The organism is Salipiger sp. H15 (genome assembly GCF_040409955.1).
In the GTDB taxonomy this organism is placed as follows: Bacteria; Pseudomonadota; Alphaproteobacteria; order Rhodobacterales; family Rhodobacteraceae; genus Salipiger.
Genome location: NZ_CP123384.1, coordinates 2,742,819 through 2,765,286, shown reverse-complemented (window position 1 = coordinate 2,765,286; position 22,468 = coordinate 2,742,819). Strand labels below are relative to the sequence as shown.

Sequence of the window (22,468 nt, the reverse complement as noted above, 5' to 3'; positions counted from 1 at the left end):
CCTTGAAGATAGGGACCAGAGGTCGGGAAAGCAAAGAGAAATCCGCATGTCTCCGGAAACGCCCCGGGAAAGGCCCGCAAATTTCCGCCGGACCCGGTCGGGCGGGGCCCGGAGCGGAGAGCGTCTCATCCCGCCGCCTGCCGATTGTGGCGCCGCGCCAGCAGGGTCTTGGCGGTCTCCACCGCCACGGCGGCATCGCGGCAATAGGCATCCGCCCCGATGGCGCGGCCGAATTCCTCGTTGAGCGGCGCCCCCCCGACCAGCACGAGGTAATCGTCGCGCAGGCCGCGCGCGACCAGCGTGTCGATCACCACCTTCATGTAGGGCATGGTCGTCGTCAGCAGGGCCGACATGCCGAGAATATCGGGCTTTTCCGCTTCCATCGCCGCGAGGTAGGACTCGACGGAATTGTTGATCCCGAGGTCGATCACCTCGAAGCCGGCGCCCTCCATCATCATCGACACGAGGTTCTTGCCGATGTCGTGGATGTCGCCCTTGACCGTGCCGATCACCATCTTGCCGATCATCGGCGCGCCGGTCTCGGCCAGCAGCGGCTTGAGGATGGCCATGCCGCCCTTCATCGCGCCCGCCGCCAGCAGCACCTCGGGCACGAAGAGGATGCCATCGCGGAAATCCTCGCCGACGATCTTCATGCCACCGACCAGCGCCTCGGTGAGCACCCGGTAAGGCGGCCAGCCGCGATCGAGCAGGATCCGCACGCCTTCCTCGATCTCCTCGCGCATCCCGTCGTAGAGGTCGTCGAACATCTGCTCGACAAGCTCCGCGTCATCAAGCTCGGACAGGATGATCTCGTCTTCGGGCGTGTCCTCGGCCATGGCGATCTCCCTTGCGCTGCCCTCAGCCTGCGCCTCGTGCCGCCCCGCCACATGGCCGATTGCGACATGGCCGGGGCCGGAGGCGACGCGGGCGGGAGGGGGCTTGCGGATGTTCTTGATATGTTCCATACCTGAGGCATGTGCGCAGCGTCCCGATCCGTCGAGAAAGAGCGCCGCAAGGGGCGCGGCGCCGCCTCCCGCGACAGCGGGCGGTTCGAGCGCTATGCCTACGAGGATGCCCATGACGGCTGGGAGATCCCCGAGGAGCTGCCAGTCCTGCGCACCGAGGTCAGCGAGGAGCGTCCGCGCAGCCTGATCAACTACGTGCGCTCGCCCGATCTGCCCTTCGACCGGACGATCAACCCCTATCGCGGCTGCGAGCACGGCTGCATCTACTGTTTCGCCCGGTCGAGCCACGCCTATCTCGGCCTGTCGCCCGGGCTCGATTTCGAGACGAAGCTCATTGCCCGGCCCGAGGCGCCCGCCGTGCTGGAGCGCGAGTTGCGCGCGAAGCGCTACGCGCCCGCGCCGCTGGCCATCGGCACCAACACCGATCCCTACCAGCCGATCGAGCGGGACAGGGGCATCATGCGCGCCTGCCTCGAGGTGCTGCGCGACTTCCGCCACCCGGTCGCCATCGTCACCAAGGGCACGCTCATCGAGCGCGACATCGACATCCTGTCGGATATGGCGGCCGAGGGGCTGGCGCGCGTGGGCATCTCGGTCACCACGCTCGACGCCGATCTCGCGCGGCGGATGGAGCCGCGCGTGCCGTCCCCGGCGCGGCGGCTCGAGACGATCCGACGGCTGAGCGCCGCGGGCATCCCGGTGCGTGTCATGGCCTCGCCCATGGTGCCCGCGCTCACAGACCCCGAGCTCGAGAAGATCCTCGAGGCGGGGGCGGAGGCGGGCGCCTGCTCGGCCAGCTGGATCATGCTGCGCCTGCCGCTCGAGGTCGCGCCGCTCTGGCGCGCCTGGCTCGAGGAACATTACCCGGGCCGCGCTGGGCGGGTCATGGCGCGGCTGCGTGAGATGCACGGCGGGCAGGACTACTCGGCCGAATGGCACAGGCGGATGCGGGGCGAGGGCACCTATGCCCAGCTCATCGCGCAGCGCTTCGACAAGGCGGTGCGGCGGCTGGGGCTGGACGCCGAGCAGCCGCCGCTGCGGTGCGATCTTTTCCGGGCGCCGCCGCGGGCCGGGGACCAGCTGTCGCTGTTCTGAGGGGCAAATCTCTTCGAAGAGATTTGCAACTTCCTTCGAAGGAAGTTGCCTACCTGATGATCCGCACGGGATCGCGGTTGCAGAAGATGATCGTCTGCCGGCGTTCTCGACCGCCCGGAAGCCGCGCCGCTCAAGCTCTGCCAGAAAGCGTGCGCGCCCGGCGATCCGCTCGATGTCGCGGGTCTTGCGGCGGACCACGCCGCGCTCTGCCGCGGCGCGGCTGAGGAAGACATGGGCCAGCCAGTCCTCGGGTCGAATCGGAAGCGGCAGCTCGGTCATGCCCGAAGCCTGCCGCCGCCGTGGTTAATGCGCGGTGAAGCGCCTCAGCTCCGCCGCCGCCCGCCGCGGCGCAGGCGCGCGGCACCGTCCTCGCCGAGCCCGTCGCTTTCGGAGCTGAACCCGCCGAGCCGGTCGGCAATCTGCTCGAGCGTCGGGCGCTGGGCGGCCGGGCGGGTCTCCAGCGCCGCGCGCATGGCGCGCAGGTGCGCCGGGGTGGTGCCGCAGCAGCCGCCGATGATCCGCGCCCCGGCGTCGCGCGCCATCACCGCGTAATCCGCCATCAGTTCGGGCGTGCCGTCGTAGTGGATGTGCCCGTCCACGAAGCGCGGGATCCCGGCGTTGGCCTTGGCGACGATCGGCCGCTCGGTGCCGCTGGCGGCAAAGCCGAGAAGGGTGCGCAGCAGGTCCGAGGCGCCGGTGCCGCAGTTCGCTCCGAAGGCGATCGGCGGGTTGGGCAGGGTCTCAACCAGTCGGCCGAGCCCGGCCGAGGTGAGGCCCATCATCGTCCGCCCGGCGGTGTCGAAGCTCATCGTGCCGCACCAGGGCATGCCGACCCGCTCGAAGGCCTCGGCGGCGGCGCGGAACTCCTCGGGGGCCGAGATGGTCTCGAGCCAGAGCACGTCGGCCCCGCCCTCCCTGAGCCCGGTGGCGGCCTCCTCGAACATCTCGACCGCCAGCGCATGGGCCAGGGAGCCCACCGGCTCGAGGATCTCGCCGGTCGGTCCGACCGAGCCCGCGACCACCACGGGACGGCCCGCGGCATCGGCCACCTCGCGCCCGAGCTCGGCGGCGCGCCGGGCAAGCTCGCGCGCGCGCCGCTCGGCGCCGTGCAGCTTCAGCCGCGCGGCATTGGCGCCGAAGGAATTGGTCAGAAACATGTCGGACCCGGCCTCCACCGCGCCTTGGTAGAGCGCGCGGATGCGGTCCGGATGGGTCTCGTTCCAGGTCTCCGGGGCCTCGCCCGCGGCCAGACCCATGTCGAAAAGCGTGGTGCCCGTGGCCCCGTCGGCGAGCAGCCAGTCCCGCTCCGAGAGCAGCTTGGAAAGCGCGTCGGTCATGAAATGCCTCTTGGAAAATTCTCCCCCGGGGAGGGGAATTCCACATCCCGGCGCAGGCTGCAATCCCTCCTGCCGCGGCAGCGGCGGATCGCTCGTCGCGGGCGGGTCTCAGCCGGTCATGGCCGGTCCGCGCAGCACCATCAGCTCGCCGACGTTCTCGCGCGTGACGTAGCCGAGCACCCGGCTCTGCGCGTCGATCACCGCCACGGCGGGCGCCTGCGCCAGCGCGTCGAGCACCGATTGCAGCGGCGCCGAGAGCGGCAGCTGCGGCACGTCGGTCATGACTTCCTCGACCCGGCGCATGGCGTGGTCGCCGGCGATGCCGCGGAAGAGCGCGTCGCGGGTGAGAAAGCCCGCCAGCCTCCCGTCGGGCGAGAGCACCGGGAACTCGTGCTGCGTCGTGCGGATCAGCGTCTGCCCGGCGGTCGAGAGCGCATCCTCGGGGCGCAGCGACTCGAAGCTGGTGATCATCGCGTCGCGCGCCAGCAGGTCATGCGCCACCGCCCGGGCCGAGACCTCCTGGCTTTCGGCCTGCCCGGCGAAGAAGACGAAGATGGCGATGAGGATGAGGATGAAATTGCCCGAGCTCAGCCCCCAGAAGGCAAGGCCGAAGGCGAGGATCTGCCCGGTCACCGCCGCCGCGCGCGTCGCGCTCACCCGGTCGGTGCGCAGCGCCAGAACCGCGCGCAGCACCCGGCCGCCGTCCATCGGGAAGGCCGGGATCATGTTGAAGAGCGCCAGCGCGAGGTTGATCGAGGCGAGCTGGCTGAGGAAGGCGCCGGTGCCCTCGCCGAGCCGCGCCAACGCGCCCATGTCGGAGGTCGCGCCGAGCAGCAGCAGCACCAGCCAGATCGCGATGTTGACCAGCGGTCCCGCGATGGCCACGGCGATCTCCTGCGCGGGCTTCTCGGGCATGCGCTCGAGCCGCGCCAGCCCGCCGATCGGCAGCAGGGTGATGTCGGGGGTCTTGATGCCGAAGCGCCGAGCGGTCAGCGCGTGGCCGAACTCGTGGGCAACGACGCAGGCGAAGAGCGCGATGACGAAGAGCACGTTCTGCACCGCCGCCGCCGCGCCGCCGGTGGACCAGGCGGCGACGCCGATCCAGAGCAGCAGCAGGAAGAAGGTCGCGTGCACGCGCAACTCCGATCCGAAGAGGCGGCCGATGGGAAAGGACCAGTGCATGAGGCGACTCCTTGCCGGCGGGATTTTCGAAACTGTGCAGCCCTCAAGGAAAGAAATAGACTTTTCCCGGCGCCCTGTCAGCGGTGCATCTCCGCGACACGGTGGCTCGCAACGGGTCTTTTCTGCGTGACGGCGCAACCGACGCGCTCACCCGGCGTTGGGACTGCACGGCAAGGCGCAGGGGCATGGGCGCCCCCGCCGCCTGCCATTCGCCACAGGAGGACGTCATGAAGACACTAGCCCTGGCCACCGCTCTTCTCGGGCTTGCCGCCGCGCCGGCGATCGCCGCCACCGCCACGGCCCGGCTCGCGGGCACCGATGGCAGCGACATCGGAACCGTCACCGTCACCGACACGCCCTCGGGCATGGCCCATGTCACCGCCGAGCTGCAGGGTCTGCCGGAGGGCGTGCACGGCATCCACATCCACGAGACCGGCGATTGCTCTGCGAGCGATTTCAGCTCGGCGGGAGGCCACCTCGCGGGCGAGGCCGAGCATGGCGTCATGGCCGCGCACGGACCGCATCCGGGCGACCTGCCCAACGCCCATATCGGACCCGACGGCGCGGTGACGGTCGAAGCCTTCCTGCCCGGGCTCAAGGTGGGCGAGGCGCTGCTCGACAACGACGGCTCGGCCTTCATCGTGCATTCCGGCCCCGACGACTACCAGAGCCAGCCCTCGGGCGAGTCCGGCAGCCGCTTGGCCTGCGGGGTGTTCCAGCCGCAGTAAGGCGCGCTCAGCGCTTGCGCCGCGCCCAGGCGATGGCGTCGTCGAGCCGGTCATCGCCCCAGAAGATCTCGCGCCCGACGGCAAAGGTGGGCGAGCCGAAGATCCCCAGCGTCATCGCATCGGCGGTGGCGCTGGCGAGGGCGTGGACGATCTCCTCCGACCCGGCGCGCTCGATCACCCGCTCCGGGTCCTGGCCGATCTCGCGCAGGGATTCCGAGAGGTTCGGCTCCTCGCCCGCGGGCTCGCCCTTCTCGAACCAGCGCCGGTAGGTGGCGCGGGTGTAGTCGATGCCCCAGCCCTCGGTCATCCCGAGGTGAGCGATCTCGTTGGCAAAGACCAGCCCCGCCAGCGGATAGGGCGCGGGCAGGATCGGCGAGCGTCCGTAGCGCTCGGCCCGGCGGGCGATGTCGCGCCACATGTAGGCGGTCTTCACCGGCTTGTCGCGGAAGGGCACGTTGTTCTGGCTGAGCATGACGTGCCGCACGTTGAAGGGCCGCCAGCGGAACTCGAGGCCCTCGGCCTCGGCCACGGCGGGCAGGCGCATCACGGTGAGGTAGCTGTAGGTGCTGCCGATGGAATACCAGAAATCTATGGCGGCCATGCCCGTTCCCCCCTCGCGGCAAGCTTAGCAGACCGGGGCGGGGAAATCTTGGTGCAGCTTCAGGCGGGCAGGTCGTGGCGCTTGCAGACGACGCCCTCGGGCGTGCGCCAGGTGCGGAAGCCCATGGCGTCGTAATAGCCGAGGCCCTCGGCATTGGCCGCGCCGATATAGGCCTCTATGGCGGGAAGACCCGCCGCCTGCGCCGCCGCGCGGGTGGCGGCGAAAAGCCCCTTGCCGACGCCGCGGCGGGCGGCGTCGGGCGAGACATGGGTGCCGATGATGCCCCAGCCCTCGGGCGTGCCGTAGGGATTGACCGCCCCGGCCAGCGACAGCGCCTGCAAGCCGAGAAGCTGCCCGTCCCCGGCCTCGGCGACAAAACAGCTGATCCCGTCCGGATGCGCCACGTAGGTCGCCAGCACGAAATCCTCGTCCGCCGGGCGCGTGCGCTTTCCGGCGGCGACAAGCTCCTGCAGCATGACCGAAAGGCCCGGCACGTCCGCGCGGGTGGCCGCGCGGATCGTCACCGCCGAGCGGTCAGGCATTGCCCGAGCCGGTGAAGCGCGCCGCGTCCGCCGCCGCGCGCCGGATGGCGTTCGACTTGTGGACGGTCTCCATGTACTCGGCCTCGGGGTCGCTGTCGTAGACCACCCCGCCGCCCGCCTGGATGTAGAGCTTCTCGTCCTTCACGATGGCGGTGCGCAGGGCGATGCACATGTCCATGTCGCCGCCGGCGCTGAAATAGCCGACGCCGCCGGCGTAGACGCCGCGCTTCTCGGGTTCCAGCTCGTCGATGATTTCCATCGCGCGCACCTTGGGGGCACCCGAGACGGTGCCCGCGGGCATGCCGGCGAAGAAGGCCGAGAGCGCGTCCTGGTCCTCGGCCAGCTCGCCCACCACGTTCGACACGATGTGCATCACGTGGCTGTAGCGCTCGATGGTGAACTGCTCGGTCGGGCGCACGGTGCCGATCTTCGAGACCTTGCCGGTGTCGTTGCGGCCGAGGTCGAGCAGCATAAGGTGCTCGGCCAGTTCCTTCTTGTCCGCCAGCAGGTCGGCCTCGAGCGCCCGATCCTCCTCGGGGGTCGCGCCGCGCGGGCGGGTGCCGGCGATCGGGCGGATGGTGACCTCGCGGCCGAAGACCCGCACGAGGATCTCGGGCGATGCGCCGATCACCTGGAAGCCGCCGAAGTTGAAGTAGAACATGAAGGGCGACGGGTTGGTCCGGCGCAAGCTGCGGTAGAGCGAGAAGGGCGGCAGCGGGAAGTCCTGCGTCCAGCGCTGCGCCGGCACCACCTGGAAGATGTCGCCCGCGCGGATGTAGTCCTTGGCCTTCTCGACCGCGGCCTTGTAGCTCTCGCGCGTGAAGTTCGAGACCGGCTCGCCGATCTCGCGGGCCTCGCCCAGCTCGCGGCCCGCCTGCGGCAGGGCGCGCTCGAGGTCGCGGACGGCATCCATCACCCGCTCGGCGGCCTGCGCATAGGCGGCGCGGGCGGAAAGGCCCGACTGCACCCAGGCGGGGGCGACGACCGTCACCTCGCCCTTCACCCCGTCCAGCACCGCGACCACCGAGGGGCGCAGCATCACAGCGTCGGGCAGGCCGAGCGGATCGGGGTTCACGTTGGGCAGGCGCTCGACCAGACGGATCATGTCATAGCCGAGATAGCCGAAAAGACCCGCCGCGGCCTGCGGCAGGTCCTCGGGCAGGTCGATCCTGCTCTCGGCGATCAGCGCGCGCAGCGAGGCGAGCGGATCGAGCGTTTCCTCCTCGAAGGCCTCGGGATCGAAGCGCGCCTGGCGGTTCAGCCGTGCCTCGGTGCCGTGGCACTTCCAGACGAGGTCGGGCTTCATGCCGATGATCGAGTAGCGCCCGCGCACCTCGCCGCCGGTGACCGATTCCAGCATGAAGGCGTCCTTGGCCGCGCCGGTCAGCTTCAGCATCAGCGACACCGGCGTGTCGAGGTCGGCGGCAAGCCTTGTGTAGACGACCTGGTTCTCGCCCGCCTCGTAGGCGCGGGCGAAATCCTCGTAGGTGGGGGTCAGAGAGGCCATGGTCTTACCGGAAGTTGGTGTGGACGGCGTTCACCGCCTGCTGGTCGATGCTGACCCCGGCGCGCTCCTGAATGTCGGTGACGAAGGCGCGGAAGAGATCCTGCGCGACGCTGCTTGCGGCGCGGTCCTTGAGCAGGCCCTCGAGCTGCTTCGAGGCATCGCTCTCGCGGTCGACCGGGGTCACCGCGTCGAGATGGATCACCAGCGCCGAACCGTCGCCCGGAAGCGCGCGCGCCTCGCCGGACTTCATCTCGAAGGCCGCCTCGAGCAGCCCGGCGGGCAGGTCCGGGATCTGTGCGTCGCGGGTCAGGCCCTGTTCCTGCATGGGCTCGAGGCCGAGGTCGGCAAAGCCCGTGCCGCCCGCCAGCTGCTGCGCAAGGCCGTCGGCCTGCGCGACCAGCAGCTCGGTGGTCTTGTCCTTGTCCCAGCCGGCGGCAACCTCGGCCTTCACCTCGTCGAAGGGACGCGGGGCCGGGGCGCGGATCTCGTCGAGGCGCAGCGCGAAGAGGCCGCCGTCGCCAAGCTCGGTGATCGCCGGGTAATCGTCCTCGGCGACCTTCTCGGCCGCCTCGCGGAAGGCGTCGTAGCCGGCGATGGCCTCGTCGCTCTGCTCGGTCCAGTCGATCTTGCCGAGTTCCATCTCGGTGTCCTTGGCCAGCTCTTCCAGCGTCGCGCCGCCGGCGAGCTCGTCATCGAGGCTCTGCGCCATGCCCTCGATCACGCGGCGGGCGCGGTCCAGCGCCAGCTCGTCGCGCATCATCGGCACGGCCTCCTCGAAGGGGGTCTGCTGGGCGTGCAGGATGGCGTTGACGCGGTAGAGCGCCGGGCCGAAGTTCGAGGGCAGCGGGCCCGCAACCTCGCCGGTGTCGATCGAGAAGACGCCGTCGCCGGCCTCGCCGAGCGCCTGCTTGGTCATGTCGCCCATGTCGGTGTCGGCAAGCTGCAGCCCGCGTTCCTCGACCAGCCCCTCGAAGTCGATCTTGCCCGCGTCGAGCCGTTCCTTGGCGTCCTGCGCCTCGGCCTCGTTGCCGAAGACCAGGCGCTCGACGAGGCGGCGCTCGGGCAGGTTGAACTCGGCGCTGCGCTCTTCATAGGCGGCGCGCAGGGTGGCCTCGTCCAGCTCGACGCTGTCGACGATCATGCCGGGGGTGATCCAGGCGTAGGTGATGACCTTGGTCTCGGGCAGGGTGAACTGGTCCACATGCGCCTCGTACCAGGCCTGCAGCTCTGCATCGGTCGCTTCCGGAAGGCCGGTCTGCAGCGCGGCGCCGTCGAGGCGCGCCCAGGTGAAATCACGGGTCTCGCCAGCCCAGCCGAGCAGCGTGTCGACATAGGTGTCGGGCAGGGTGGTGCCGGAATAGACGGCGGAGTTCAGCAGGTTGCGGGCGCTTTCGCTGCGCAGCCCGGCCTCGAACTCGGCCTCGGTGAGCCCGGCGTTGCGCAGCGCGTAGGCATAGCTCTCGCGGCTGAACTTGCCGTCGGGACCCTGGAAGGCCTTCACCTCGCTCAGCGCCTCGGCGACCTGGTCGTCACCGGCCGAAAGGCCGATCCGCGCCGCCTCGTCGTCGAGCGCGGCATTGGTCACCACCTGCGCCAGCACCTGCCGGTCGAGACCGAACTGCTGCGCCTGGTCCAGCGTCATCGGCTGGCCGGTCTGCGCCTCGAAGGCGCGCATCTCGGTCTGCAGGGCGCGGGTGTAGTCGTTCACCGAGATCTCGGTGTCGCCGACCTTGCCGATGCCGCGCATGCCGCCGCTGAAATTCACCGTGCCGAAGGCGCCGAAGCCCATCACCACGAGGATCAGCAGGCCCCATACCAGGGTCTTGCCGAAGCTGCTCTTGCCGCGTGCCATGCGCTGCCTCCCGATCGTCCGTTATTGGCGTCTGTTTTATGCGCCCGGGTTTACTGGGCGAGGCTCGCGGTCGCAAGGGCAGACTCGAGCGGCCAGTCGAGCGCCTCGAGCCGGTCGAAGAGCACGCCGATCTCGGCCCGGTTCACGTTGGCGAAGGCGAGGCGGAACTGCCGCGCGCCGCGCGGGTCGGACTCGGGCATGAACATGGTGCCGGGCAGGGTCAGCACCCCGGCTTCCTGCACCAGTTTCTGCGCCAGCTGCGCCGAGCTGCCCTCGAACGGATGCTCGAGATAGGCGAAATAGGCGCCGAGCCCGAGCAGCTTCCAGCCCTTGCGCTCGAGCCGCGGCATGTTGTCCTCGATGGCGGCGCGGCGGTCGAGGATCTCGTCGCGCTCGCTCGCCACCCACTGCCCGAGGTTCTGCAGCCCCCAGAGCGCCGCGCGTTGCCCGAGCTGTGTCGCGCAAATGGTTACGGTATCGAGGAATTTCTCGACCTCGGGCAGCAGGCTCTCATCCGCGATGATCGCGCCGACGCGGTGGCCGGTCAGGCGGTAGGCCTTGGAGAAGCTGTAGAGCTGGATCAGCGTGTCGCGGCCCTCGGCGGCGTTCAGCAGGTCGTGCGGCGCGCCGGAGCGGCTGTCGAAATCCTTGTAGGTCTCGTCGACGATCAGCTTGAGATTGTGCCGGCGCGCAAGCTCGAAGAAGCCGCGCAGCGTTTCGGCCGGGTATTCCTTGCCGCCGGGATTGTTCGGCGAGACCAGCACGATGGCGCGGGTTCTTGAGGTGATGAGCGAAGCGGCCGTGGCGATCTGAGGCAGCAGTTCGGCGTCGGTCGGCAGCGGTACGGTGGTGACGCCGGACATGTCGAGCCACATTTTGTGGTTGAAATACCAGGGCGTCGGCAGCAGGACCTCGTCGCCCTCACCGCAGAGCGCGCTGATGCAGGCTGCGAAGGCCTGGTTGCAACCAGATGTAATCGCGATGTTTTCCGCCGCCACATTTGCGCCGTAATGGGCCGACCAATGGCGCGCCAGCTCCTCGCGCAGCTCGGGCATGCCCAGCACCGGGCCGTAGAGATGCGTCGCGGGATCGGACAGCGCCTCACCCATGGCGGCGATCAGCGGCGCGGGCGGCGGGTCGATGGGGGCGGCCTGGCTGACGTTGATCAGAGGGCGATCGGCAGAGAACTCGACGCCGTCGAGCCAGCGCCGCGCCTCCATCACCGGCGGGGCGAAGGTGGTCTGGGTGCGGCTCTTGCTGGTCATTTCACGTCTCTCCCTGAATGTTGGGCGGACGCTAGCAGCGGGCACGATCAGGGGGAAGAGCCCTCAGGCAGCTTCCTCCGCGTCAAAACTCTCGCGCGCGGCACGGATCGCGTCGTGGTTGGCATCGGCCCAGACCAGCAGCGCGCCGATCGGCGCGAGCGAGGAGCGGCCAAGGTCGGTCAGGGCGTATTCCACCGAGGGCGGCTTGGTCGGGAACACCTGCCGCGACACCAGCCCGTCGCGTTCCAGCTGCCGCAGCGTCTGCGTGAGCATGCGTTTGGAAATGTCTCCAACATGCCGTTGCAGCTGGGAAAATCGCTTTGGCGAGCGTTCGAGGGCGACGAGGATCAGCAGCGTCCACTTCTGGCCCACCCGGTCGAGCACGTCGCGCACCGGGCATTGCGCCTCGTCCTCGGGCGCGCCGGTCCAGGCGGCCATGCTGTCGAGCATGGCGCGGACCGGATCGCTCAGGTCGAGGTTCCCTGCGTGTAACCTTGTCATGTGAAAGTGCCTCCTTACGAGGTCGGAATAGTCGGTCTATTTATGAGACCATATCTCGAATCGGAACTCTGCGCCAGAGCAGGGGGCCACGGAAAGGAAAGACCATGTCCGACACTCTCGACTACCTGATCACCGGCGCCTCGGGCCAGCTTGGCGCGCTTGTCCTCACGCAGCTGAAGGCCGCCGTGCCGGGCGCGCGCATCGGCGCGCTGGTGCGCCGGGCCGAGGCGGCACCGGCGCTGGAAGCGCAGGGCTTCACCGTGCGCATCGCCTCCTACGACGATCCGGCGGCGCTGGAAGCCGCGCTTCGGGGCGTGGCGAAACTGCTGCTCGTCTCGTCGAGCGAGGTCGGCCAGCGCGCGGCGCAGCATGGCAATGTGATCGCGGCGGCAAAGGCCGCGGGCGTCGGCTTCGTGGCCTATACCTCGATCCTGAACGCCGCCGCCTCGCCGCTGACCGTGCTGCCGGGCGAGCACGTGGCGACCGAAGAGGCGCTGGCCGCCTCGGGCCTCGACTACGCGCTGCTGCGCAACGGCTGGTACACCGAGAACTACGTGCTGGGCGCGGGCGCCGCGCTGGCGCATGGCGCGCTGATCGGCGCCGCGGGCGAGGGGCGCATCGCCTCGGCCTCGCGCGAGGATTATGCCGCGGCGGCGGTGGCCGTGCTGACCGGCGAGACCCCGGCGCGCGGCACCGTCTACGAACTGGCGGGGGACGAGAGCTACACGCTGGCGGAATTCGCGGCGGCGCTGTCAGAGATCGCGGGCAAGCAGATACCCTACGTGAACATGAGCGAGGCCGACTACGCCGGGGCGCTCGAGGGCGCGGGCCTGCCGGGCCCGGTGGCGCAGATGCTGGCCGACAGCGACACCGGCGCATCGAAGGGCGGGCTCTACAGCGCGGATCACACGCTCTCGCGGCTCATCGGGCGCCCGACGACGCCGTGGAAGCACACGCTCGAAGCCGGGGTCGCGGTCGCGGCCTGAGCCGGACCGACCGCCAGCGCGGAATCGAAAAGGGGCGCGGCCGTCATGGCCGCGCCCCCCTTGTTCGAAACCCGAGCGGGATCAGTCCGCGGTGCCGTGGAACGGCTTGACGTATTGCAGCGCCATGTCCCAGGGGAAGAAGATCCACGTGTCCTGGCTAACCTCGGTGATGAAGCTGTCGACCTGCGCGCGGCCCATCGGCTTGGCGTAGACGGTGGCCACATGCGCCTTGGGCAGGTGACGGCGCACCACTTCGAGCGTGCGGCCGGTGTCGACGAGGTCGTCGATGATCAGCACGCCGGTGCCGTCGCCCATCACGTCCATGTCGGGGAACTTGATGACCTTGGGCTCGGACTGCTCCTGGTGGTTGTAGCTCTTGACCGAGATCGTATCGACCATGCGGATGTTGAGCTCGCGTGCGACGATCATCGCCGGGGCCATGCCGCCGCGGGTGATCGCGACGACGGCGCGCCAGTTGCCGTCATCGGACTCGGGGCCGTGGCCCTGCAGGCGCCAGGCCAGCGCACGGCTGTCGCGGTGTAGCTGGTCCCAGCTGACGTGGAAGCCCTTTTCATGGGGCAGGCGGTCGGTCATCTCGGGCATGGGGCTCTCCCTGTCGGATGTCTGTCGTCGGTCGGAAGGGCGAGGCCCTCGATGCGTGAAGGGCTCAGCCCTTCGAGATGTCGGGCGCGTCGACGGCCTTCATGCCGACGACATGGTAGCCCGCGTCGACGTGGTGCGTCTCGCCGGTCACGCCTGCGCCCAGATCGGAGAGCAGGTAGAGCGCCGATCCGCCGACGTCGTCAATGGTCACGTTGCGGCGCAGCGGCGAGTTGTACTCGTTCCACTTCATGATGTAGCGGAAGTCGCCGATGCCCGAGGCGGCCAGCGTCTTGATCGGGCCGGCCGAGATGGCGTTGACCCGGATGCCGTCCTTGCCGAGATCCTCGGCGAGATAGCGCACCGACGCCTCGAGCGCCGCCTTGGCCACGCCCATCACGTTGTAATGGGGCATGATCCGCTCGGCACCGTAATAGGTGAGGGTGAGCGCCGAGCCACCGTTGTTCATCATCTTCTCGGCGCGCTGCATCACCGCGGTGAAGCTGTAGACCGAGATGTCCATGGTGAGGTTGAAGTTGGCGCGGCTGGTGTCGACATAGCGGCCCCGCAGCTCGTTCTTGTCCGAGAAGCCGATGGCGTGGACCACGAAATCGAGGTTGTCCCAGCGCTCTTTCAGCCCGTCGAACAGCGCGTCGATCGAGCCCTCGTCCGAGACGTCGCAGGGCAGCACGATGTCCGAGCCCAGTTGCTCGGCCAGCGGATCGACGCGTTTCTTCAGCGCATCGCCCTGGTAGGAGAAGGCGAGTTCCGCCCCTGCCTCGTGCAGTTTCTTCGCGATGCCCCAGGCAATCGACTTGTCGTTGGCGAGACCCATGATCAGGCCGCGCTTCCCGGCCATCAGAGTATTTGACATCTCTCACCTCTACCCGGCATTGATTTTGTCCGTGTCCTTTAGGCGATTGGCTTGAGGGCATCAAGAGTTTGGACGCGTGTCGCGGGCAGTGGCAGGCGGGAAAAGGAGACGGCGGATGAGCGATCGCGGTGGAATTTTTGCAGGTGACGATCCCTTCGCGATCGCGCGCAGCTGGCTGGCCGAGGCCGAGGCGGTCGAGCCCAACGATCCCAACGCGATCGCGCTCTCGACCGTGGACGAGACCGGGATGCCCAACGCGCGCATGGTGCTGCTGAAGGAAATCGAGGCAGATGCCTTCGTTTTCTACACCAATTACGAAAGTGTTAAGGCGCGTGAAATTTTGGGCAGCGGTAAGGCAGCCTTTGTGTTACACTGGAAAACACTGCGGCGTCAGGTCCGAGTTCGTGGACTTGTTTTGAAGGAGGATGGCCCGCAGGCCGACGCATATTACGCGTCTCGCTCGCTGAAATCACGTCTCGGGGCGTGGGCTTCCAAACAGTCCAGGCCTCTCGCGTCGCGGGCATCACTGATGGCGGAAGTCGCCAAGATTACGGCGACAAAGGGGCCGAACCCGCCGCGGCCTGAATTTTGGGGGGGATTTCGCATCACTCCCGTAGAAATTGAATTTTGGGCCGATGGCGCGTTCAGGTTGCATGACCGGTTCGTCTGGCGGCGCACAAGTGTTTCGGAAGAGTGGACAGTGACACGGCTAAACCCTTGAATTTCATGTTACACGAAATGCAGATTGGTATAAAATACAGGTTTCAATGACTTGCAATTTCGCGTCACCCTAACGCAAGAGGGTGGCGGGATACGCAAGACGACCAGTGGAAACGCATTTGACACAAGAAGAGAGTGAAACGCGGCGCGTGCTTGGCCGGGTGAAGTGGTTCGATCCCGTGAAGGGGTTCGGCTTCGTCATCTCGGACGAGGGAGGACCCGACATATTGCTGCATGCGAACGTGCTGCGCAATTTCGGGCAGAGCTCCGTGGCCGACGCCGCGCGCATCGAAGTGAGCATCCAGAGCACCGAGCGCGGGATTCAGGCGACGGAAGTGTTCCGGATTGAACCGCCGGAGGCACCCGCAGGGGTGCCCCTTGCAGATTTCGAGGAGATCGATCCCGAGATCATCAAGGCGGCTCCGCTTGAACCTGCCCGGGTGAAGTGGTTCGACAAGGCAAAAGGCTTCGGCTTTGCCAACGTGTTCGGCCGCGACCAGGACGTGTTCATCCATATCGAGGTGCTGCGGCGCTCGGGGCTTGCGGATCTGCAGCCCGGGGAGGCGCTCGCCATCCGGGTGATCCAGGGCAAGAGGGGCCAGATGGCCACGGAGGTCTGCGCATGGGAAACCGCGGTCGTGCACTGAGCCTTCTGGCGCTGACCTTGCTGGGAGCGCAGGCGGCTCAGGCCGCTTGCGATCCCGGCGAGTTGCAGCTTCGCGGGGACTGGGGCAGCGCGCGCTTCGGCGTCGTTGTCGCCGATTCCGTACCGCTGCGGGCCAAGGGGCTGATGTTCGTCGAGAGCATGCCCTCGAGCGCCGGGATGCTCTTCGTCTACGACGAGCCCCATGACGTCAGCTTCTGGATGAAGAACACGTTGATTCCGCTCGACATGGTCTTCGCGGATGCGCAGGGCGTGGTGATTTCGGTGCACGCGAACGCGATCCCGGGGGACGAGACCAGCATCCCCAGCGGCGGGCCCGCGCAATACGTGCTCGAGATCAACGGCGGCATGGCGGCGCGTCTCGGCATCGACGCGGGAAGCCAGATGCAGCACCCCGCGATCACCGATGCGGCCTGGAGCTGCGAGTAGGATTTTCGGCTTTTCAATCCCGGGAGAGCCTAGTATTGGCTGTCCCGTCGGGGCGTAGCGCAGCCTGGTAGCGCGACGGTTTTGGGTACCGTAGGTCGGAGGTTCGAATCCTCTCGCCCCGACCATCAGGAACGCTCCCCCACAGGATTCTCCGCCGCTCCGGCCCGTGACGGGCGCATCGCGCATCCGCGCGACGTTGACGTGGCGTTCCTTGCGCGTCAGCTTCCAAACCGCGTGATTTTTGAGCACCACACCGCCGACATCAGCGAAATATGACTGTGGCGGTATCAAAGACAATTGGCCACATCTTGTGTCAGCCCGGTGGAATTTGCCGCCCGGAGCCGCGTGCCGGCCTTTGGCCATGGGGCGCGGCGTGGTTTGATCAAAATTCCTGACCCCGACAAATCACATACCCATGGTGTTCGCCCGGCCGCGCATCACCAAATATATGGGATGCCCCGGAATTTTTCGTTGACCAATGACGATGTTGTGAGACAGTTTGTTGGTGACGGACCGAGAGCCACAATATGTAGTGGCCTTCCGCAGGGACAGTTCATAGGGGTGCGCCAGAGATAGAGGGCGGGCACGCAGATCGCGCGCCTGTCGGCGGTCCCGCTGTGCCTTGCAGTCCGGATTTTATCGGGGCCAGCAGGCAAGGGCAGAGACCATGAAGATCGAAAGACGGTACACCTCGGCGGGAGCGGACGCCTACGCGGGCATCGACTTCGTCACCACCAGTTCCGAGATCCGGAACCCCGACGGAAGTTCGGTCTTCAAGCTTGAAAACATGGAGGTTCCCGCGGGCTGGAGCCAGGTCGCCTCGGACGTGATCGCGCAGAAGTACTTCCGCAAGGCGGGGGTGCCGGCGGCGCTGAGGAAGGTGAAGGAGGCCGGGGTGCCCGAGTTCCTCTGGCGCTCGGTGCCCGCCGAGGAGGACACGCCGCGCGGCGGCGAGACCTCGGCCAAGCAGGTCTTCGACCGGCTCGCCGGGGCCTGGACCTACTGGGGCTGGAAGGGCGGCTATTTCAGCACCGAGGCGGATGCGCAGGCCTACTATGACGAGATGCGCCACATGCTCGCGACGCAGACCGCCGCCCCGAATTCGCCTCAATGGTTCAACACCGGCCTGCACTGGGCCTATGGCATCGACGGCCCCGGTCAGGGGCATTTCTACGTCGACCACAAGACCGGCAAGCTGACCAGGTCCAAGTCCGCCTACGAGCACCCGCAGCCGCACGCCTGCTTCATCCAGTCGGTCAGCGACGACCTGGTGAACGAGGGCGGCATCATGGACCTCTGGGTCCGCGAGGCGCGGCTTTTCAAGTACGGCTCGGGCACCGGCACCAACTTCTCGAGCCTGCGCGCCGAGAACGAGCGGCTCTCGGGCGGCGGCAAGTCCTCTGGCCTCATGGGCTTCCTCAAGATCGGCGACCGCGCCGCCGGGGCGATCAAGTCGGGCGGCACCACGCGCCGCGCCGCCAAGATGGTCATCGTCGACGCCGACCACCCGGACATCGAGGACTTCATCAACTGGAAGGTCAAGGAAGAGCAGAAGGTCGCCAGCATCGTCGCCGGCTCGAAGATGCACGAGAAGATGCTCAACGCCATCTTCGACGCGATCCGCGCCTGGGACGGGGCCGAGGCCGGTGCCTATGACCCGGCGGTCAACACGGCGCTGAAGACCGCCGTGCGCGAGGCCAAGAAGCTCGCCATCCCAGAGACCTACATCAAGCGCGTGCTCGACTATGCCCGGCAGGGCTACGCCAGCATCGAGTTCCCGACCTACAACACCGACTGGGACAGCGAGGCCTACGCCAGCGTCTCGGGGCAGAACTCGAACAACTCGATCCGCGTCACCGACGCCTTCCTGAAGGCGGTGCGCGAGGATGCCGACTGGGAGCTGATCCGCCGCACCGACGGCAAGGTCGCCAAGACAATCAAGGCGCGCGACCTCTGGGAGCAGGTCGGCCACGCCGCCTGGGCCTGCGCCGATCCGGGCATCCAGTTCCACGACACGGTCAACGCCTGGCACACCTGTCCCGAGGACGGGGCGATCCGCGGCTCGAACCCGTGCTCGGAGTACATGTTCCTCGACGACACGGCCTGCAACCTTGCATCGATGAACCTGCTGACCTTCCTCAAGGGCGGCAGGTTCGACGCGGACAGCTACGTGCACGCCACCCGGCTCTGGACGCTGACGCTCGAGATCTCGGTGCTGATGGCGCAGTTCCCCAGCAAGGAGATCGCCCAGCTTTCCTATGATTTCCGAACGCTTGGCCTTGGCTATGCAAATATCGGCGGGCTGCTGATGACCATGGGGCTGAGCTATGACAGCGCCGCGGGCCGGGCGCTTTGTGGCGCGCTGACCGCCATCATGACCGGCACCGCCTATGCGACCTCGGCCGAGATCGCGGGCGAGCTCGGCACCTTCGCGGGCTACGAGCGCAACCGCGAGCACATGCTGCGGGTGATCCGCAACCACCGCGCGGCGGCCCATGGCAAAGCCGAGGGCTACGAGGCGCTGGCGGTGAAACCCGTGCCGCTCGATCACGCGAACTGCCCCGACCAATCCCTTGTCGCGCTTGCGAAATCCGCTTGGGACGAGGCGCTTTCCCTGGGCCAGAAACACGGCTACCGCAACGCCCAGACCACGGTCATCGCGCCCACGGGGACGATCGGCCTCGTCATGGATTGCGACACCACCGGCATCGAGCCGGACTTCGCGCTGGTGAAGTTCAAGAAGCTCGCGGGCGGCGGCTACTTCAAGATCATCAACCGCTCGGTGCCCGCGGCGCTGGCGGGGCTCGGCTACAGCCCCAGCCAGATCGAGGAGATCGTCTCCTACGCGGTGGGCCACGGCTCGCTCGGCAATGCGCCGGGGGTCAACCACACGGCGCTGATCGGCCATGGCTTCGGCAAGGCGCAGCTCGAGAAGATCGAGCGCGCGCTCGGCACCGCCTTCGACATCCGCTTCGTGTTCAACCAGTTCACGCTAGGCGAGGAGTTCTGCCGCGGCACGCTGGGCATCCCGGCCGAAAAGCTTTCGGACCCGAGCTTTGACCTGCTGCGCCACCTCGGCTTCAGCAAGGCCGAGATCGATGCCGCGAACGATCATGTCTGCGGGACGATGACGCTCGAGGGCGCGCCCTTCCTCAAGGACGAGCATCTCGGCGTCTTCGACTGCGCCAACCCCTGCGGCAAGAAGGGCAAGCGCTATCTCAGCGTCGACAGCCACATCCTCATGATGGCCGCGGCGCAGAGCTTCATCTCGGGCGCGATCTCGAAGACCATCAACATGCCGAACTCGGCCACGATCGAGGAGTGCCAGCAGGCCTACGAGCTTTCCTGGTCGCTCGGGGTGAAGGCCAACGCGCTCTACCGCGACGGCTCGAAGCTGAGCCAGCCGCTGGCCGCGGCGCTGGTCGAGGATGACGAGGAGGCGCAGGAGGTGCTGGAGACCGGCACCCCCGCCGCCAAGGCGCAGGTGCTGGCCGAGAAGGTCATCGAGAAGGTGGTGGTCAAGGAACTGGTCCGCTCGCACCGCGAGAAGATGCCCGACCGCCGCAAGGGCTACACCCAGAAGGCGGTTGTCGGCGGGCACAAGGTCTACCTGCGCACCGGCGAATATGCCGACGGCTCGCTGGGCGAGATCTTCATCGACATGCACAAGGAAGGTGCCGGTTTCCGGGCGATGATGAACAACTTCGCCATCGCGGTCTCGGTCGGCCTGCAATACGGCGTGCCGCTGGAGGAATTCGTCGACGCTTTCACTTTCACCAAGTTCGAACCGGCGGGAATGGTGCAGGGCAACGACAGCATCAAGAACGCGACCTCGATCCTCGACTACGTGTTCCGCGAGCTGGCCGTCAGCTACCTCGACCGCACCGATCTGGCGCATGTGAAACCCTCGGGGGCCAGCTTCGACGATCTCGGCCGGGGCGAGGAGGACGGGCTCGGCAATGTCGAGGAACTGAGCGAGCGCGCCGCGACCCGGTCGCTGGAGGTGCTCAAGCACATCTCCTCGTCGGGCTACCTGCGCAAGCGCCTGCCGCAGGAGCTTTCGGCGCTCGGCACGCTGATCTCGGACGAGCGGCCCACGATGACGGCGATGACGACCGCCACCTCGGCGCTGGCGATGGACGCGCGCACCAAGGCGCGGATGCAGGGCTACGAGGGCGAGGCCTGTGGCGAGTGCGGCAACTACACGCTGGTGCGCAACGGCACCTGCATGAAGTGCAACACCTGCGGCGGAACCTCGGGCTGCAGCTGAGCGGATATCGCGCCGGGACGATGGCGACATCGCGCCCGGCGCGGCACCGGAGGGAGCACGGCCGTTTCGGGTTTTCCCGAAATGGCGCTCAGTCGATCGCGTACCCGTGCAGCGCCTTGCGGTTCAGCTTGCCATTGGCGTTGCGCGGCAGGTCCTCGACCCGGACCCAGGCGCGCGGCTGCTTGTAGCGGGCGAGCCGCTCGGCGGCCGCATGTCCGAGCGCGTCGGCGTCAAGCTCCTCGGGTGCGACGTAGAAGGCGGCGATGACCCGCACGCCGTCCTTGACCGCGACATCGGTGACCGCAAGTTCGGCGATCCCCGGCAGGTCCGCCAGCGCCGCCTCGACCTCGAGCGGCGAGACACGGTAGCCGCCGGCGTTCATCATGTCGTCGCCGCGACCGAGATAGGTGACCGAGTGGTCGGACGCCATGCTCACCTGGTCGCCGGTGAGGAACCAGTCTCCGGCGAAGCGGGCGGCGGTCTCCTCGGGGGCACCGAGATAGCCGATCATCATGCCGGGATCGTCCCGGTGCACCGCCAGCGTTCCAGGCTCGCCCAAAGGCATCGGCGCGTGATCGGGCCCGAGCACGGCGATGCGGCGTCCGGCCTGCGGACGGCCCAGCGTGCCGGGAGCTGCGGGCCTTTCGGGAGATCCCGAAACGAAGGTCGAGACTTCTGACATGCCGAAGGCCTCGTAGATTTCGCCGCCCGTCGCCTCGCGCCAGCGCTCGCGCAGCGCCTCGGGCAGCTTCTCACCCGCCGAGAGCGCGTGGCGCAACTTCGGCAGGGGCGGCACGGGGTATTTCAGGATTTGGCGAAACACCCCCGGCGCGGCGGCAAAGAGGCTGGCGTCGTTGCGCTTCATCAGGAGCGCAAGCTGCGCCGGGTCGGTCCCTGCCTTGGGGATGAGCGCGGTCGCGCCGCGGGTCCAGGGATCCATCAACCCGGTGCCCAGCGTGTAGGTCCAGTTGAAGGCCCCGGCGTGCAGCAGCCGGTCCTCGGCCCGCAGGTCGCACCAGCCATCCAGCATCATCTGCCGCGCCCAGATCGCGCGATGGGCATGGCCGACCGCGCGCGGGAAACCCGAGGTGCCGGAGGTGAAGATGACATAGGCCAGCCGGTCCGGGTCGCCGAGCACGTAATCCGTGGGCGGCAACTCGCGCCAGCGGGTGAAGGTTTCGGCGGTGAGGGCCGGGGTTCCGGTCTCGGGGCAGGTGACACCCTCGGCGCGCAGGATCGCGGCGGGGGCAAGCTGCGCGATCATCCGCGCCACCTCGGGCTCGGTCAGCTGCGAGGAGGTCGGCACCGGCACGATCCCGGCGGCGATGGCCCCGAGATAGGCGATGGGAAAATCGACCGTGTTGCCGAGCCGCAGGAGCAGGATCTGTCCCGGTTCGATCCCCGCATTCAGCAGCCCGGTGGCGGTGCCGCGCACGGCGGTGATGAGCCGGCCGTAGGACCAGCGCTCGGCCCCGGTGGGGCGCAGGATCGACAGCGCGATCTTGTCCGGCGTGGCGGCGCCGGCGGCCAGCACATGGGCGGCGAGGTTGAACGGGGCGGGACAGGGCGCGAAGGGGCCCTCATCGAAAACGGACAGCATGGAAAGAGGCTTAGGCGCGGCGCCGGAGTCGCACAAGCCCGCAGGCTGCCTGCGCGAGCGCCATTGCAAGCGCCGCGGCGGAAGGCTATGGCAGACCTCATGTCGCGCGATCCCCGTACCCTCATCCGCATTGCCCGCGAGTCCGGCCAGGAACAGACCGCCGAGCCGCTCGATCTGGGTGTGCGCGTGCGCGAGTTGCGCAAGGAACGCGACTGGACGCTGGAGCAGGCCGCCAAGCAGGCGGGGCTCGCGCGCTCGACGCTCTCGAAGATCGAGAACGGGCAGATGTCGCCGACCTACGAGGCGCTGAAGAAGCTGGCCGTCGGCCTTGGCATCTCGGTGCCGCAGCTTTTCACCCCGCCGAAGCGCGAGCAGGTCTCGGGCCGGATGGTGCATGTGAAGGACGGCGAGGGGCTGCATCAGGTCACCACGACCTACGAGCACGAACTGCTGGCCGAGAGCCTGACCCGCAAGAAGATGCTGCCCTACCGAGCGCGGGTGCGCGCGAGGTCGATCGACGAGTTCGACGGCTGGGTCCGGCACGACGGCGAGGAATTCCTCTACGTGCTCACCGGGGTCGTGACGCTCTACACCGAGTTCTACGAGCCCATCGAGATGCGCCGCGGCGATTCAGCCTATTACGACGCGTCGATGGGGCACAACGTGATCTCGGTCAGTGCCGAGGATGCGACGATCCTCTGGGTCACCTCGCTGACCTGAGCGGCGGGTCCGGGATCGCTCCCGGACGGG

At 68.0% G+C, this 22,468-nt stretch carries 20 protein-coding genes and 1 tRNA gene; 9 read left to right on the top strand and 12 right to left on the bottom strand.

Annotation, left to right across the window (positions count from 1 at the left end; genetic code table 11):
- Positions 1-125: 125 nt before the first annotated feature.
- On the bottom strand, positions 126-836 hold the full coding sequence (locus tag PVT71_RS13375; RefSeq protein ID WP_353473884.1) for a B12-binding domain-containing protein: 711 nt from the start codon (positions 834-836) through the stop codon (positions 126-128).
- Positions 837-974: 138 nt separating this feature from the next.
- Between PVT71_RS13375 and PVT71_RS13370 the strand changes: the two genes are divergently transcribed.
- Positions 975-2,060 carry a PA0069 family radical SAM protein gene (locus tag PVT71_RS13370; protein WP_353472279.1) on the top strand — a complete coding sequence of 362 codons (1,086 nt, stop codon included), beginning with the start codon at positions 975-977 and terminating at the stop codon, positions 2,058-2,060.
- Positions 2,061-2,383: 323 nt separating this feature from the next.
- On the opposite strand, the gene bmt is transcribed toward PVT71_RS13370, so the two are convergent.
- Both bmt and PVT71_RS13360 read right to left on the bottom strand, forming a co-directional pair.
- Entirely contained in the window at positions 2,384-3,397 is a 1,014-nt protein-coding gene (gene bmt, locus PVT71_RS13365) for a betaine--homocysteine S-methyltransferase (RefSeq protein WP_353472278.1), read from the bottom strand.
- A gap of 108 nt (positions 3,398-3,505) precedes the next feature.
- Complete coding sequence (locus PVT71_RS13360) at positions 3,506-4,579, bottom strand: site-2 protease family protein (protein ID WP_353472277.1); 1,074 nt, start codon at positions 4,577-4,579, stop codon at positions 3,506-3,508.
- 227 nt (positions 4,580-4,806) lie between these two features.
- Here PVT71_RS13360 and PVT71_RS13355 point away from each other — a divergent pair, with 227 nt between their 5' ends.
- Entirely contained in the window at positions 4,807-5,307 is a 501-nt protein-coding gene (locus tag PVT71_RS13355) for a superoxide dismutase family protein (protein WP_353472276.1), read from the top strand.
- Between the two features lie 7 nt (positions 5,308-5,314).
- Here PVT71_RS13355 and PVT71_RS13350 read toward each other — a convergent pair whose 3' ends face one another.
- From PVT71_RS13350 to PVT71_RS13325, 6 genes are all read right to left on the bottom strand, one after another.
- Positions 5,315-5,908 (bottom strand): DsbA family protein, encoded by a 594-nt coding sequence (locus tag PVT71_RS13350; RefSeq protein ID WP_353472275.1) that lies wholly within the window; start codon positions 5,906-5,908, stop codon positions 5,315-5,317.
- 59 nt (positions 5,909-5,967) lie between these two features.
- Positions 5,968-6,450: a GNAT family N-acetyltransferase gene (locus PVT71_RS13345; protein WP_353472274.1), complete on the bottom strand. Its 483-nt coding sequence runs from the start codon at positions 6,448-6,450 to the stop codon at positions 5,968-5,970.
- Positions 6,443-7,957 carry an anthranilate synthase component I gene (gene trpE / locus PVT71_RS13340; RefSeq protein WP_353472273.1) on the bottom strand — a complete coding sequence of 505 codons (1,515 nt, stop codon included), beginning with the start codon at positions 7,955-7,957 and terminating at the stop codon, positions 6,443-6,445. The genes PVT71_RS13345 and trpE overlap by 8 nt, the downstream gene beginning before the upstream one ends.
- Before the next feature lie 4 nt (positions 7,958-7,961).
- Complete coding sequence (locus PVT71_RS13335) at positions 7,962-9,809, bottom strand: peptidyl-prolyl cis-trans isomerase (protein ID WP_353472272.1); 1,848 nt, start codon at positions 9,807-9,809, stop codon at positions 7,962-7,964.
- A 50-nt stretch (positions 9,810-9,859) separates the two neighbouring features.
- Positions 9,860-11,074, bottom strand: coding sequence for an aminotransferase (locus PVT71_RS13330; protein WP_353472271.1), 1,215 nt, complete (start codon positions 11,072-11,074; stop codon positions 9,860-9,862).
- Positions 11,075-11,137: 63 nt separating this feature from the next.
- Positions 11,138-11,575 (bottom strand): helix-turn-helix domain-containing protein, encoded by a 438-nt coding sequence (locus PVT71_RS13325; protein WP_353472270.1) that lies wholly within the window; start codon positions 11,573-11,575, stop codon positions 11,138-11,140.
- A gap of 104 nt (positions 11,576-11,679) precedes the next feature.
- Here PVT71_RS13325 and PVT71_RS13320 point away from each other — a divergent pair, with 104 nt between their 5' ends.
- Positions 11,680-12,561: an SDR family oxidoreductase gene (locus PVT71_RS13320; protein WP_353472269.1), complete on the top strand. Its 882-nt coding sequence runs from the start codon at positions 11,680-11,682 to the stop codon at positions 12,559-12,561.
- An 81-nt stretch (positions 12,562-12,642) separates the two neighbouring features.
- Here the strand turns inward: PVT71_RS13320 and gpt are convergent, their stop codons facing one another.
- Together gpt and fabI are read right to left on the bottom strand one after the other, a co-directional pair.
- Entirely contained in the window at positions 12,643-13,155 is a 513-nt protein-coding gene (gene gpt / locus PVT71_RS13315) for a xanthine phosphoribosyltransferase (RefSeq protein WP_353473883.1), read from the bottom strand.
- Between the two features lie 73 nt (positions 13,156-13,228).
- Positions 13,229-14,035, bottom strand: coding sequence for an enoyl-ACP reductase FabI (gene fabI / locus PVT71_RS13310; protein WP_353472268.1), 807 nt, complete (start codon positions 14,033-14,035; stop codon positions 13,229-13,231).
- A gap of 115 nt (positions 14,036-14,150) precedes the next feature.
- Between fabI and pdxH the strand changes: the two genes are divergently transcribed.
- From pdxH to PVT71_RS13285, 5 genes are all read left to right on the top strand, one after another.
- Positions 14,151-14,756 carry a pyridoxamine 5'-phosphate oxidase gene (gene pdxH, locus PVT71_RS13305; RefSeq protein WP_353472267.1) on the top strand — a complete coding sequence of 202 codons (606 nt, stop codon included), beginning with the start codon at positions 14,151-14,153 and terminating at the stop codon, positions 14,754-14,756.
- Positions 14,757-14,874: 118 nt separating this feature from the next.
- Positions 14,875-15,402 (top strand): cold shock domain-containing protein, encoded by a 528-nt coding sequence (locus PVT71_RS13300; RefSeq protein WP_353472266.1) that lies wholly within the window; start codon positions 14,875-14,877, stop codon positions 15,400-15,402.
- Complete coding sequence (locus PVT71_RS13295) at positions 15,378-15,848, top strand: DUF192 domain-containing protein (protein WP_353472265.1); 471 nt, start codon at positions 15,378-15,380, stop codon at positions 15,846-15,848. Before PVT71_RS13300 ends, PVT71_RS13295 begins: the two co-directional genes overlap by 25 nt.
- A 48-nt stretch (positions 15,849-15,896) precedes the next feature.
- A tRNA-Pro gene (locus PVT71_RS13290) sits at positions 15,897-15,973 on the top strand.
- A 542-nt stretch (positions 15,974-16,515) separates the two neighbouring features.
- Positions 16,516-20,118: a vitamin B12-dependent ribonucleotide reductase gene (locus tag PVT71_RS13285; protein ID WP_353472264.1), complete on the top strand. Its 3,603-nt coding sequence runs from the start codon at positions 16,516-16,518 to the stop codon at positions 20,116-20,118.
- A gap of 88 nt (positions 20,119-20,206) precedes the next feature.
- On the opposite strand, the gene PVT71_RS13280 is transcribed toward PVT71_RS13285, so the two are convergent.
- The gene (locus PVT71_RS13280; protein ID WP_353472263.1) at positions 20,207-21,718 is read right to left on the bottom strand and encodes a class I adenylate-forming enzyme family protein; all 1,512 of its coding nucleotides are present in this window, start codon (positions 21,716-21,718) and stop codon (positions 20,207-20,209) included.
- A 99-nt stretch (positions 21,719-21,817) separates the two neighbouring features.
- Here PVT71_RS13280 and PVT71_RS13275 point away from each other — a divergent pair, with 99 nt between their 5' ends.
- Complete coding sequence (locus PVT71_RS13275) at positions 21,818-22,438, top strand: XRE family transcriptional regulator (RefSeq protein ID WP_353473882.1); 621 nt, start codon at positions 21,818-21,820, stop codon at positions 22,436-22,438.
- The last annotated feature ends 30 nt before the right edge of the window (positions 22,439-22,468 follow it).